Below are 13,308 nucleotides of genomic sequence, written 5' to 3' on the forward strand. Positions count from 1 at the left end.
ATGTTGAGATCGTTAAAGAATGTAGCTTAATGGCTTAAAATAATAGCTGACATTTCGCCGCCCGGCCCAATCAGGACGATAGCCCGCCAGCCACCGTTTATTATCAAACTAAAAGCCTCCATGCGCAAAAAAACACTGATCGTTTTCGGAAGCCTCGCGGCAGCCGCCGCACTTGCCGTCTATTATCAACGCCCGAAGCCAGTGGAAGTCGAAATCGTCAGCCTCGAAGCGGGCGAAGTCCGCGCGACCGTCTCCAATACCCGCGTCGGCACTGTCAAAGCCTGCCGGCGCGCGTATCTCGCGCCCGCCGCCGGCGGCCAGGTCGCCAGACTGAACGTGAAGGAAGGCGACAAGGTCAGACAAGACCAATTATTGATGGAAGTCTGGAATCAGGACCTGAAAGCCCAGCTCGCCTTGCAGGAAGCCCAGATACGCGCCAACCAGGCCGCCGCCGAGCAGACCTGTCAACTGAAAGCCGGCGCAATCCGCGAAGCCGAACGCATCTCCCGGCTGCAAAAATTCAACCAGATCGTCTCCGAGGAACAGGTCGACACCAAGGTCACCAACGCGAAGGCGCAGAGCGCGTCCTGCCGCTCCGCCCGGGAAGAGATCGAGGTCAGCCAGGCCAGACGCGACGCCGCCCAGGCCGCGATCGAGCGCACCCTGGTGAAGTCACCGTTCGACGGCACCGTCGCCGAAATCAATGTCGAGCTCGGCGAATATGTGACCCCTTCCCCGCCCGGCATCCCGACCCTGCCTGCGATCGATCTGCTCGACGTGAGCTGCCTGTACGTGTCCGCGCCGATCGATGAAGTCGATGCGCCGCAAATCAAAACCGGCATGGCCGCCTGCGTGTCGCTGGACGCTTTTGAAGGCAAACGCTGCTCCGGCACCGTCTCGCGCATCGCGCCCTACGTGCTCGAAAAGGAGAAACAGGCGCGCACGGTCGAAGTCGAAGTCAAACTGACCGACCCGAAAGACCTGAACGAATTATTGCCCGGCTACAGCGCCGATATCGAAGTGCTGCTGGCCGACAAGCCGAAAGCGCTGCGCGTGCCCGCCGAAGCGGTGATCGAAAATCATAAGGTCCTGCTGTTGAATGACGACGGCCTGCTGGTCGAACGCAGTTTCAAACCCGGCCTTGCGAACTGGAATTATGTCGAAGTGCTGGAAGGCTTGCAGCCCGGCGACCAGATCGTGCTGTCGATCGGCCAGGACGGCGTGGTCGCGGGCGCCCATGCGCGCATCAAGCCATGATTGAACTCGAAAACATCCGCCGCACCTTTCAGGTCGGCGAACAGACCGTCAAGGCGCTGAACGACATCAGTCTAACGATCACGAAAGGCGAATACGTCTCGGTGATGGGGCCGTCAGGTTCCGGCAAATCGACCCTATTGAACGTGATCGCTCTGCTCGACCAACCCTCTTCCGGCCGCTACCTGCTGAACGGCCGCCCGGCCACCCAACTCAGCGATGACGAACTCGCCAAAGTCCGCCGCGAAAACATCGGCTTCGTGTTTCAGTTTTTTCATTTGATTCCGCGCCTGACCGCCTCCGAAAACATCGAAATGCCGATGATACTGGCCGGAATCAACGCGCGTGAACGCAAACAGCGTGTCGCCAAAGCCCTCGCCGAAGTCGGCCTCGAAGACCGCGCCGAGCACAAGCCGGACCAGCTTTCCGGCGGCCAACTGCAACGCGTCGCGATCGCCCGCGCGATGATCATGAAACCCGAAATCCTGCTCGCGGACGAGCCGACCGGCAACCTGGACAGCCAGTCCGGCAAGGAAATCATCGAGCTTCTGGAAAGCCTGAACCGGCAAGGCGTCACCCTGATGATCATCACCCACGACCCGAATATAGGCGGCCGGGCTAACCGCAAGATAAGGATTGTTGACGGCAGAATCGTAAAAGCGGCAGACGACGCAGCGATTTCTATCTCTGGCTTAGATGGTGATAAGCCGGCAGCGTCTGCAAGCGCGCATCTTCCAACGCCTGACCAACCGTGAAATGATAGAGGCTTTGGAATCGGTTATCTTTAAGACCGAGAATATCATGCACGCTGTCATCGAAAAAACAGCCGATGCCGGTGCCGCGCATACCAGCGGCTTCGGCCTCCAAATACAGTGCCTGACCGATCAAACCACATTCCCAAAACAAGCGGCGATAGCACCAGGGTTCACGGCTGATCGGCTGTTGAAACTCCGCGAGCATCGCCAGACTGAAAGCGCCATCACCCGCAATATCCTGATGGCAGGACACGGTTTTGGCCATGCGTTGGCAATTGCCGGCCACCAAACGGTATACCGGTAAATCGGCCATGTTTTCCGCCGCCTGCCAAGCGAACGCGCCACTCATCGCCGCGCGCAACGGCTCGACCGCCGCGTGCGAACGCGGCAGCAGATATAAACCGGGCACCAAATTTTCGACCCGATGCACGAACAGCAACAAATGGACCGCAGGCGGCCAGCGCCACACGTCGAAAGGAACGCGGCTTGCCGGCATCACGGAGCTCAAAATGCGCTTGAAATCGGAGAGCGGCAAATAAGTCAATGCATCGAAACGCTGCGCGCTGCGGCGTTGGCGGATGATAGCGGTAGCGGTTTGAGGACAAACGCTGACGGGAAGGGGGTGATGGGCGGACTGAGAGTCCGGTTCCTTGGCCCGCGCCTTATGCACAGCTTTCGCGACTTCCTCAATAATCGGCCATCGATTGCGATGAAATTGGCTCAGACACTCGGCTTGCCCATGCCAGACGGCATTTTCGGCGCATTTCAGCAAGCCGTCGACATCGGGTCTTAGCTGGACACCCTGCATGAACCGGATGCGGCAAATCAAATCGGGCAACTCCGCTTCCTCCTCCTTAAAATCGGCGCGCCGATCCAATCCCAATAGCCGTCCCAATTCGTCATCACCGCATTCGGTCAGCAGTTCAAGCGACCAGCCCAATGTCGCCGCCGCATAACGCAATGCGCCCAGCGCATGACCGATATCGTGCTGGCAGTAACGGTAGGCACGTTCTCCGTATTTCCAGGCTTCGCGCCAGTGGATCGAGGTCAAAGCAATGCAGAGTTCAGACCCTGTTGAATTGGGATTAAATTCGCCACGCTTCTCCAGCGCGTGATCATGACTCAAGTAATGATAGACGCCGGCCGGCAATAAGTTGGCACCGCTATTGATGACATACGCTTCGGTCGGATGCAGATTGCCGCTGGACGGATTACAGCGCAATGCCCAGCGGTCGGCACCGTACTGTTTCCAGGCCGACAAACCGAACGCCAGTTCCAGCAGCAAGCCTAAGCGACTCAATGTTAACGGTTGCGCGGGAGTTTGGACCGTTTGATCGAGTTCGGCAAACAAAACCGGCAATTCTGTTCCCGGTGGTGGCAGCGAAATGATTTCGCAGCCTTTAAAACGCCGGAACGGATCGGGCTGGTCGGCCCAGTCCAGCCCACCCGGACCGGCAGCATAACGGTTCAGGTAATGCTTGGTGCGTTCGTGATATGCAAAAACCGCATCGGTTGCCGCCGGAGATTCAATCATTTTGTCCATGTCTCATTAAATTTCCCATAGCGTAACAGCATCCCCGGCAATAACAGCAAATTAAGCGCCGTCGAAGAGACCAAGCCGCCGATGATGATCGCGGCCATCGGCCCCATGATCTCGCGGCCGGGATTATCGCTGTTGAACGCGATCGGAAACATCGCCAGGGCAGTCACCAGTGCGGTCATCAGGATCGACGGCAGCCGCTCCTCGGCGCCCTGCACCGCGGTAGCCAGATTCCATTCCTGCTTTTCGACTTCGATCAGATAGCGGTAATGCGAGAGCAGCATGATGCTGTTGCGCACGGTGATGCCGAACAGGGTCACGAAGCCGACCACCGAACCGACCGATAGCGCCGCCTGGGTTGCCAACACGGCCGCGACGCCGCCGATCAACGCGAAGGGCAGATTGCACAGGGTCAGCCCCACATGGCGGATGCTGCCGATCGCCAGATAGATGAAGATCAACACGCCGATGCCGGCCAGCAAGGAATGCACGATCAAGTCCTTGCGCGCGCTGGCCTGTTCGACCGCCGCGCCGGTAAACTCGATATAGCTGTCGCCGGTTTCGGGCAGGTCTTTCGCGATGCGAGCCTTGAGGTCCGCCATGAAAGCATCCAGATCCCTGTCCTGCACGTTGCAGGTGACCGTCTGCCGCCGCTGCGCGCCTTCGTGCAGAATGTTGTAGCGGGTCAGGGTGTAACGGATGTCCGCGGCCTCGGCCAAGGTAATCAGCTTGCCGTCCTGGGTTCGAATCGGCAGCTCGGCGAGCGCTTCGGGTCGCTCGCGGAGGCTCGGAGACAGCGCGACCGCGATATTGAAGATCCGGTTGCCTTCGAGCCTCCGGCCGGTAACCTGCGTTTCGTAGGCAATCCGCAAGCTGTCGAGCACGGTCTTCGGCGTGACGCCCCAGAATTTCATCCGATCGAGATTCATTTCGACCCGGATTTGCGGCGCGCCGGGCGGCGAGCGCACCTGCACGTCGTTCGCCCCTTCCACGTCCCGCAGCAAGGCGGCCAACCTTTGGGCTTTGGCGTCCAGCCCGTTTAAATCGTTGCCGTAGATATTCACCGCCACCGGCGCGGTATAACCCGAAATCGTTTCATCGATGCGTTCGGTCAAAAACGTATTCGCCTCGAAAGAGATGCCCGGAAAATCTTCCAGCACGTCGCGAATCCGGTTCAGAATCCGCTGCTGCTCCGATCCCGACAGCGGTTTCAGCCGCACTTCGTATTCGCTGTAATGGCTGCCGTAGGTATCGGCCCCGCGCGCGGCGCGCCCGGCCCATTGCGACATCGACTCAACCCCGGGAATTTGCAGGATTTGTTTGGTCAACTGCGTGCCGATCCGTATCGACTCCTTCAGCGAGGTGCCGGGCAGGCTGCTGGTATGCACGATGAAATGGCCTTCGCGCAGTTCCGGCAGAAACTGGCTTTTCAGCGTCGTAAACGCCAACAGCCCCGCCACGCAAACGAGCAGACTGCCGCCGACGATCCAGTTGAAACGCGAATAAACCGCGCTCAATGTCTTCTGATAAAAGGGCTTCAGGCGCTTGATCAGGGGCGGATCGTCCATCGCGAGGGCCGCCCTGCCGAGCAAGAGATAACAGAGCGCCGGCGTCAAGGTCAGCGCGACGATCAGCGAGGCCAGGATCGCCAGGATATACGAATAGCCGAGCGGCGCGAACAGACGGCCGGCTACGCCGGGCAGGGTCAACAGCGGCACGAACACCAGCGCCACGATGAAGCTCGCGTAAACGACCGAACTGCGGACTTCCAGCGAGGCGCTATAAACGATCTCGGAGACCGGCTTCGGCGCGTGCAACAGCCGGTTTTCGCGCAGGCGGCGAAAGATATTTTCGGTATCGATGATCGCATCGTCGACGACCTCGCCGAGCGCGATCGCGAGCCCGCCGAGCACCATGATGTTCAGATTGACGCCGGCTTCGAGCAGCACGATCACCGCGCCGACCAGCGACACCGGAATCGCCAGCGCCGAGATGAACGCGGTGCGGAAATTGAACAGAAACAGGTACAGGATGATCAGCACGAACAGGCCGCCGATCAGCAAGTGGCCGGACAGGTTCGCAACCGAGCGTTCGATGTAATCGGCGGGCCGGAACAGATGCGGATAAAAACTGATCGCCTGCTGCTTGAACAGGCGATCGAATTCGCTCAGGGCTTGTTCGACCTGGCGCGACACCGACAGCGTATTCGCGCCGTATTGGCCGATCACCATCATCACGATGCCGGGCTTGCCGAGTATCTGCGCCGCGCCGATCGGCGGTTCGGGCGCATAGGCGATCGCCGCCACATCGCCGAGCGTGACGTTCATGCCCTTGTCGCGCTTCACGATGATCTTGGCCATTTGCTCCGGCGTAGAGGCCGATCCCGCCGTTTGCAAGGTAAAGCGCTGATTTTGATTTTCGATGAAACCGCCGCCCTGAATCACGCCGGCCTGCTCGGCCGCCCGGCTGATCTCGTCGAGCGCAAGATTGAATTTGCGCAGGCGCGAGGGTTCGACCTGGATCTGCAATTGCTTGATGTCGCCGCCGAACACGTTCACGTCCGCGACGCCCGGCACGGCCAGCAGGCGCGGCACGATCGTCCAGTCGACCAGGCTGCGCAGCGCCATCAGATCCTGCCTGTCGGAGGTCAGGCCGAGCGTCAGCACGGTCGCCGAGGAAGAGGACAACGGCACCGCGACCGGCATCACGCCGGGCGGCAATTTGGCCGGCAGTTCGGTCAGGCGCTCGCCGATCAACTGCCGGTTCCGGTAAATGTCGGACTGTTCTGCGAAATTGACCGTTACGATCGACAAGCCCTGGATCGATTCCGAGCGCACGGTTTCGAGGCCGATCAGACCGCTGACCGCCATTTCGATCGGCTGCGTGACCAGCACCTCGACCTGCTCGGAGGACAAGCCCGGCGCCTCGGTTTGAATGATCACCCGTTTCGGCGAAAATTCGGGGAAGATGTCGAGCCCGGCGGTCAGAAACCGGTAACCGCCGTAACACAAAATCAGCACCGCGAGCGTAATCACGACACCGTAAAAACGGATCGAAAAACGAACCAGCGCGGCCAGCATAGTCTATTCGTCCATGAGTGTAGGAGTGACGGCGTCTAAACCGACGCGGCGCCGACCGCTTTCTTGCGCACGCTTTTCCAGGCCTGATGCACGATCGGCAGCAGGGAGATCGCGACGATGCTCAAAATGACCAGTTCGAAATTCTTCTGCACGATCTCCAGATTGCCGAATTGGTAGCCGAGCGTCGTCAACCCGCCGACCCACAACACCGCGCCGCTGATGCAAAAGCCGATGTAGCGGAGATAGCGCATGTTGCCCGCGCCGGCCACGAACGGCGCCATCGTGCGGATCAACGGAATGAAGCGCGCGATGATCACCGTGCGGCCGCCGTATTGCTCATAATACGCTTCGGTGCGCTCGATATATTCGCGCTTGAAAAAGCCGATTTTTTCCCGTGCCTTGATTTTTTTGCCGAGGAACCTGCCGACCAGATAATTCACGTTGTCGCCGGTCAACGCGGCCGCGATCAGCAGCCCGATCAACACATAGATGTCCAATTTGCCGGTGCTGGCGGTCAAGGCGCCTGCCGCGAACAACAACGAATCGCCGGGCAACCAAGGCATCACGACCAGGCCGGTTTCGCAAAACACGATCAGGAACAGGATCGAATAGGTCAGCGTGCCGTATTGTTCGAATATTGCGGCCAGATGCGCGTTGATGTGCAGGAAGAAATCGAGGATTTGCGTCAAGAGTTCCATAGAAACATATTGGGTGATGGATAAATTAGCGAGCCTTCTGTTGCCTCATTCGCAACGAAGGCCGATCGTTTGCTCGGTTGAAATTTTACCTCAACCTGAAGGCCGCACGCGGATTAAAACCCTGTTGCGGCGGTTGAAAAATATTTTATAGAATAGCAGACCACCCTATTCCAAGAGGACTCCCAAGACCATGAAAACTCGTACGTGGGAGCGACGCCTACGTCGCGACTTGAGGCTTTAATCGCGACGTAGGCGTCGCTCCCACCACGGCTATCGATTTTCACGGTAATAACGGCCCACTTCTCCCGAGTCTGTAGGGTGGATAAGCGCAGCGCATCCACCTTATCGTGGCATATTTGGTGGATGCGCTACGCTTATCCACCCTACGCCAAATAGACCCCTTAAGTCCTCATCAACCCATCCAGGGTCAAACCGCAGCTCGGCGCGAACGCCTGCATGAAAAACACCACTTCCGGCTGCCGGTAGCCTGCTATCGTTTTGGCCAACTCCTGCGCGGCCATCTCGAACTCGGTATTGCCGGCCTTCAATTCCGCCTGGCATTTCAAATACGCCGAGATTTTGTCGGCCGCCTTGATGATCCGCACATGCTCTTCCGGCATGCTGTCATGATGAATCAGCGCCTCGAAATCGGCCTGCAATTCGGCCGGCAGCAGTTTCAGCAGCTCCTTCTCGGCCTGTTTTTCGATCTCTTTGTAGGCGACATTGATCGCGTCGGAATGGTATTTGATCGGCGTCGGCAGGTCGCCTGTGATCACTTCGGTAATGTCGTGATAAAGCGCCGCGGTCGCGATCGCGTTCGCATCCAGGCTGCCGCCGTAGTAGCGGTTTTTGATCAACGCCAGAGTGTGCGCGATCACCGCCACTTCCCAGCTATGCTCCATCACGTTCTCGTCAAGCGCGTTGCGCTTCAGGCCCCAGCGCTTGATCCACCTGAGCCTAGACAGATAGGCATAGAAAGGGGTCGATACCGAAATGTTTTTCGCCGCGTCAGCCATCAGAATTCTTCGACGAAGGTGTTTTCCATCGGCGACTGCACATAATGTTTGTTTTCATCCCAGAAATAGTAATAGCCTTTGTCGGATGTGGTCACCTTGCCGTTCCTGACGGTCCAGGTTTTTTCGGTATTGCCGTTCGCGTAGGTGACCTTGTAATTGCCGTCCATATACTCGACCGCCTTGCGCGACAGCCTGTTAAACCAGTCCTGCGAGCATCCCGTCGACAGGATGATCAGGGCAAACAACATCATTTTTTTCATGGCTTCCTTTAATCAATTAGCGTGACTAATCAGGTTTTGATGGTTAAATATATCATTTTGACTGTGACAAGACATCATGCAGATTCAGTGGTACCCCGGCCATATGCACAAGGCCGGCAAGGAAATTAAGGAAATCCTGCCGAAAACCGACATCGTGATCGAGGTTCTCGACGCGCGCATCCCGTTCAGCAGCGCCAATCCGTTCCTGGCAGAGTTGCGCGGCGACAAACCCTGTCTGAAGATCCTGAATAAAAGCGATATCGCCGACCCGGAACTGACCGCCGCCTGGCAAAGCTATCTGGAGCGGGAGCACGGCGTCAAGACGCTCGCCTTGACCAGCCGGGAGCCCGAGAAAATGCGCAAGATAGCGGAACTCTGCCGGAAAATGCTGCCCGAGCAGGTGCAAAACGACCGCATCGTGCATGCCTTGATCATGGGCATCCCGAACGTCGGCAAATCGACCCTGATCAACATCCTGGCCGGGCGCACGGTCGCCAAGACCGGCAACGAGCCGGCCGTCACCAAGACGCAGCAACGCATCGCGATCGGCAACAACGTCGTGCTCCTCGACACCCCCGGCATGCTCTGGCCGAATATCGAAAACAAGAACAGCGGCTACCGGCTGGCCGCGACCGGCGCGATCAAGGACACCGCCCTTCACCATGAAGCCATCGCCGCCTTCGTGGCCGGCTATCTCGGCCAACACTACCCCGCTTGCCTGCGCGATCGTTTTCAGTTGCAGGAAATTCCGGAATCGGCGGACGAGGTGCTGGAAGCGATCGGCAGGAAACGCGGCTGTTTGCGTTCCGGCGGACGCGTGGAGTTGGACAAGGCGGCTAAAATCCTGCTGGCCGAACTGCGATCCGGTACGCTGGGGCGGATCAGCCTTGAGACGCCGGCGATGATGGAGCAGGAAATGGCCGAGGTGGCTGTGATTCGGGAGCAGAAGGCCGAGAAAAATCGGTTGCGTAAGCAAAAGCGCGGCTCTTCGGAGGGCTAACCCTCCCGCTTGCGCGGGTGTTTTTTGCCGAGGGGATGAAAAATAACACGCTTAATCCAAGCTAAATGAGTCTACTCGGCGCGAATGTTACAATGCCTCAAAAGATTTTTGTCGCACCCTATTAGTCGCTTAACTGATTGCCCTGAACAAATATTTAGGATGCGATATATTTTCGTATATAACTGAATATAAATAATTTTTTCATTTTTATGATGCATAAGGCAACTTGGTGACGCAATGTTTTACGTCATTTAGGATGTCTAATATTAGTTGGGCTAATAAAAATAACTGAAATGCGACCAGTAGATATTTTCAAAGATTATCTCAGCCAAATGGCTGAAATACAGCTTTATTACAGAACAGCAAAAAAATCTTCTAAGGATGAACTTGGAGCGCTTGCAAAATATAAAGAGCATGTAAAAAACAACCCGGAATTCGAGAAATATTCAAAGTCGCTTGATAACATTAGTTTTTTATCTGCTTTAAGCGGAGAGCATTTCTTCTACGGCTTTAAGGAAACGACAATCGACGAAAAAATCCAGAGGGTTTTGATTCATAAGAATAAACAATACCAATGGTTTTTAGCAGAAGCATACGAAAAATATGAAGATTTTTTAGAAAAAATCTACGCAAACATTGGCTATATAAATAACAATTCGTGGCCTTTGCAAGATTTTGGCAACATAACACTTAGTGATCTGAAAAATAAAGACTACGGTTGGTTTTCAGAACGAGTGAAAGACAAAAAAGGAAAGCCAACTAGTATTCGTAATTGGCTCAGACAGAAATATCCAGAGTTATCACGCCTAGAAAAAGAAAACAAGAGAAATGCAAACTTGCATCTGTCAGTTCTTGCAATAGAGTATTTTCGCCACATCATCGTACACAACGCTGGTCGCGTTCAGGATACGAAAAAGTCCATTGAAAAAATACTTTCGGACGCAGGCGTTTTTAACAACGGAAAATACTCACAAGATGATTATAATTTTCTGGCGTTTTACTTCGCTGGTGGTGTCCTAGAAAATAACATCCTGCTACTTGAGTTTCGCATTGAAGAACTAGCTCCTATTGAGTCACACATTGATAGGCTTGACAACTTATTTAGCTACCTTTTATCAGATGCAGAGATAATTATTCATGTTCTTGAAAAAAACCTGTGACATCGTAGCCCAACAAGTCAGTCAAAGGGACTGCCCGCCGTTCCGGCTGGCAAAGTCTGTTTTTTTCACGGGTAAGCGGCTTCGCTGTAGGCAATCTCGCGGGCAGCCCCTTACCGTAACGTTATGCGCCATGAGAATCCCGCTCACTATTCTTTCGTTGATGTATTCCCTGGTCGCCGGAGCACAGAACATGACACCGCCAAAGGCTGAGTGCGAAAACCTTATGAACTCAGCCCTGCCATTTGCTGAGCAAATGCTTCAAAAGCATGGCGAATTTTTTCCTTATGGTGCCGCACTCAAAGCAACCAGTGAAATTGTAAGTTTCGCTGGTTACGACGGTCACGAACAACCGCCATCAAACGACATCATTCGCCTGTTGAAAGAGGGCTTTATTAAAGGGGCAAAGTCAGGGGAGTACAAAGCTACTGCTTTGGTTTACGACGTGAAGATTGTGCTACCCTCCTCAGGCAAGAAGTCTGATGCCATCTCCGTGTCTCTCAATCACCGCGATAATTATTCGGTTACGGTTTTCTTCCCGTACCAGTTGTTAAATGGTCAACTTACCTTCGGTGAGGCTTTCGCGCAAAAGGGGGCGGCAGATGTGTTTCCATCCAAGTAAGCGCATAACCAGTCGTTCCAGCGGACCGACAAAAGCTGCGCTTTTGCGTCCCGCTGAACTCAAACGTTAGGCGCCATCATGACCACTGACTCACAAGCGATGAAAGCTGCGCTCAAAAACATTGTCATTCCTGTTCTTCGCACCAATGGGTTTAAAGGGTCGCTCCCGCATTTCCGCAGAATGCTCACTGACAGAGTTGACTTACTTACCTTCCAATTTGATAAATGGGGCGGTGGTTTCATAATCGAGATTTCAAATTGCCCCATCTCTGGGCATACAACCTCTTGGGGCAAACACATTCCACCAAATAAAGTAACAGCCCACGATCTCAATCCAAATCAACGAATGCGCCTCCGACCACTCCCAGGTTCAGGTACGGACGCTTGGTTTAGATTTGAAAGTGAAGCATATTCTGAGGTAGCTAATTCTGTTCTTCCTCATATCAAGGCGGCTGAAGACTGGTGGCAGAATGGTGCCTAACGAATAAGGTTAGATTGTGTGAGCGAAGCGAACCACAATCTGAACCGGTTGTTGGACGAGCCCGGTGGTGGAAGGCAGACTTTATTATAAGAAAATAGCTTTTCGGATGTCGCGGGTCGCTGTAGCTTGTCGAAAGCGAGTAGCCCGGATGCAGCGCAGCGGAATCCGGGAGCTGCACAGACGCAAACTGTGCTGTTCATGTGATTTTCCATCGACATAATCATGACACTCGATTGGAACTAAAAAATTAGGCATCGGCAAAGGCCTATCCCGGATTCCGCTGCGCTGCATCCGGGCTACTTGCTAACATGCAAAATAAACCGCTTAACCCAGGATAAAGGAGTCTACTCGGCGCGAATGCTACAATGCTTAAAATTGAGTTTTGTCGCAGCCCAGCTAGCCGCAAAACCGGGCGCTCATTGAATGCAATTTATCCTCTATTACGACTAGGAGAGCAGAATGGCAAAAGCAAAAATCTTCTTCAGGTTCGATGGTGCCGGGAACGCTTGGCAGGGTCCGTTTGGTGAGGGCTCGAGCGTTGGCGCAGACAACAACACAGCCCAGAGTCACGCGGAACGGCAAGCTTGGAGGGAGGCCCAGAAGAAGCTTCAGGGGTGGTATGACACCCACCGCACTGGCTTTGCGGGCCAAGGGGTAGAGGTAAAGATTTGGGTTGACAACATCGTCTGCCCACAGTGCCAGCTATGGATGATCGCTGGGGTCCTACGAAACCTCGCGGCGTTTGAGTTCAAGCCGAAACTCATCGTCGAAGTCAAAAACATGGGAGGGACGCGGACGACCCAAGCTATCACGCGCAACTATGTTTGGCCGGTGGATATTGGCCACCACGGCTTCGAGAAGTTCGAAGCGCTCAAGGGGCTCGACATGAACGACTGATCCGGATTGACATATCGAGAGTGCGGCCGAACCCCTCGTCCAACCGGACAAATATCGGCTGGCTACGCCCCCTTTTTTGCCGGTTGACTTCAACGTTGAGCATCATGAAACTATCCACCGTTCTATTGCTGTTGGTCGGTACTTCAGCACATGCTACTGAGTGCCTTACCTATTTCAATCCGGTCACCCTTCAAGGCGTGCTCGGTCGGCACACTTTTCCCGAACAGCCGAATTACGAAAGCATCGCTAAAGGCGATGCCAAGGCAATCTATTTCTTTGTCTCGCCCAACAAAACCTTTTGTGTCGCGGAAGGCAGAAACACCGACGGCCTTGAGCCTGCGGAGCCGCAAGTCAGTCAAGTTCAACTCGTATTCCCTGACGGAACCATTTCGTATCAACGATTGCGACCATATCTAGGCAAAGAGGTTGTTTGTCGTGGCAGTTTCTTCCATGCAATTACCGAGCATCATCATTCGCCTGTGCTCTTGGACGGCGCCAAATGCCGTCCAACCAATTTTTCCTGATTTCGGCTATTTGCTCGGCATGATC

The 13,308-nt window shown here is 55.1% G+C and carries 13 protein-coding genes; 8 read left to right on the top strand and 5 right to left on the bottom strand.

Annotated elements, in window-relative coordinates; translation table 11 throughout:
• The first annotated feature begins 120 nt into the window (after positions 1 to 120).
• Together METLA_RS0112190 and METLA_RS0112195 are read left to right on the top strand one after the other, a co-directional pair.
• A complete protein-coding gene (locus METLA_RS0112190; protein ID WP_024298814.1) occupies positions 121 to 1,257 on the top strand; it encodes an efflux RND transporter periplasmic adaptor subunit in 1,137 nt (378 codons plus the stop codon).
• Positions 1,254 to 2,009, top strand: coding sequence for an ABC transporter ATP-binding protein (locus METLA_RS0112195; RefSeq protein WP_024298815.1), 756 nt, complete (start codon positions 1,254 to 1,256; stop codon positions 2,007 to 2,009). Before METLA_RS0112190 ends, METLA_RS0112195 begins: the two co-directional genes overlap by 4 nt.
• Here METLA_RS0112195 and METLA_RS0112200 read toward each other — a convergent pair.
• The 5 genes from METLA_RS0112200 to METLA_RS0112220 form a co-directional block, all read right to left on the bottom strand.
• Entirely contained in the window at positions 1,936 to 3,552 is a 1,617-nt protein-coding gene (locus METLA_RS0112200) for a SagB/ThcOx family dehydrogenase (RefSeq protein WP_051459775.1), read from the bottom strand. The two genes, METLA_RS0112195 and METLA_RS0112200, sit on opposite strands and share 74 nt — an antisense overlap.
• On the bottom strand, positions 3,540 to 6,629 hold the full coding sequence (locus METLA_RS0112205) for an efflux RND transporter permease subunit (RefSeq protein ID WP_024298817.1): 3,090 nt from the start codon (positions 6,627 to 6,629) through the stop codon (positions 3,540 to 3,542). Before METLA_RS0112205 ends, METLA_RS0112200 begins: the two co-directional genes overlap by 13 nt.
• 35 nt (positions 6,630 to 6,664) lie before the next feature.
• Positions 6,665 to 7,327 carry a DedA family protein gene (locus METLA_RS0112210; protein ID WP_024298818.1) on the bottom strand — a complete coding sequence of 221 codons (663 nt, stop codon included), beginning with the start codon at positions 7,325 to 7,327 and terminating at the stop codon, positions 6,665 to 6,667.
• A 401-nt stretch (positions 7,328 to 7,728) separates the two neighbouring features.
• Complete coding sequence (yfbR, locus tag METLA_RS0112215) at positions 7,729 to 8,343, bottom strand: 5'-deoxynucleotidase (RefSeq protein ID WP_024298819.1); 615 nt, start codon at positions 8,341 to 8,343, stop codon at positions 7,729 to 7,731.
• A complete protein-coding gene (locus METLA_RS0112220) occupies positions 8,343 to 8,603 on the bottom strand; it encodes a hypothetical protein (protein ID WP_024298820.1) in 261 nt (86 codons plus the stop codon). Before METLA_RS0112220 ends, yfbR begins: the two co-directional genes overlap by 1 nt.
• Before the next feature lie 76 nt (positions 8,604 to 8,679).
• Between METLA_RS0112220 and ylqF the strand changes: the two genes are divergently transcribed.
• The 6 genes from ylqF (at position 8,680) to METLA_RS20895 (ending at position 13,283) form a co-directional block, all read left to right on the top strand.
• Positions 8,680 to 9,603: a ribosome biogenesis GTPase YlqF gene (gene ylqF, locus METLA_RS0112225; protein ID WP_024298821.1), complete on the top strand. Its 924-nt coding sequence runs from the start codon at positions 8,680 to 8,682 to the stop codon at positions 9,601 to 9,603.
• A gap of 293 nt (positions 9,604 to 9,896) precedes the next feature.
• Entirely contained in the window at positions 9,897 to 10,763 is an 867-nt protein-coding gene (locus METLA_RS0112230) for a hypothetical protein (RefSeq protein ID WP_152539430.1), read from the top strand.
• A gap of 160 nt (positions 10,764 to 10,923) precedes the next feature.
• The gene (locus METLA_RS20885; RefSeq protein WP_152539431.1) at positions 10,924 to 11,382 is read left to right on the top strand and encodes a hypothetical protein; all 459 of its coding nucleotides are present in this window, start codon (positions 10,924 to 10,926) and stop codon (positions 11,380 to 11,382) included.
• Positions 11,383 to 11,460: 78 nt separating this feature from the next.
• The gene (locus METLA_RS20890; RefSeq protein ID WP_152539432.1) at positions 11,461 to 11,862 is read left to right on the top strand and encodes a DUF4304 domain-containing protein; all 402 of its coding nucleotides are present in this window, start codon (positions 11,461 to 11,463) and stop codon (positions 11,860 to 11,862) included.
• Between the two features lie 459 nt (positions 11,863 to 12,321).
• Positions 12,322 to 12,759, top strand: coding sequence for a hypothetical protein (locus tag METLA_RS0112240; RefSeq protein WP_024298824.1), 438 nt, complete (start codon positions 12,322 to 12,324; stop codon positions 12,757 to 12,759).
• A 104-nt stretch (positions 12,760 to 12,863) separates the two neighbouring features.
• Complete coding sequence (locus tag METLA_RS20895) at positions 12,864 to 13,283, top strand: DUF4431 domain-containing protein (protein ID WP_036281698.1); 420 nt, start codon at positions 12,864 to 12,866, stop codon at positions 13,281 to 13,283.
• The last annotated feature ends 25 nt before the right edge of the window (positions 13,284 to 13,308 follow it).

Source organism: Methylomicrobium lacus LW14 (genome assembly GCF_000527095.1).
GTDB classification, from domain to species: domain Bacteria; phylum Pseudomonadota; class Gammaproteobacteria; order Methylococcales; family Methylomonadaceae; genus Methylomicrobium; species Methylomicrobium lacus.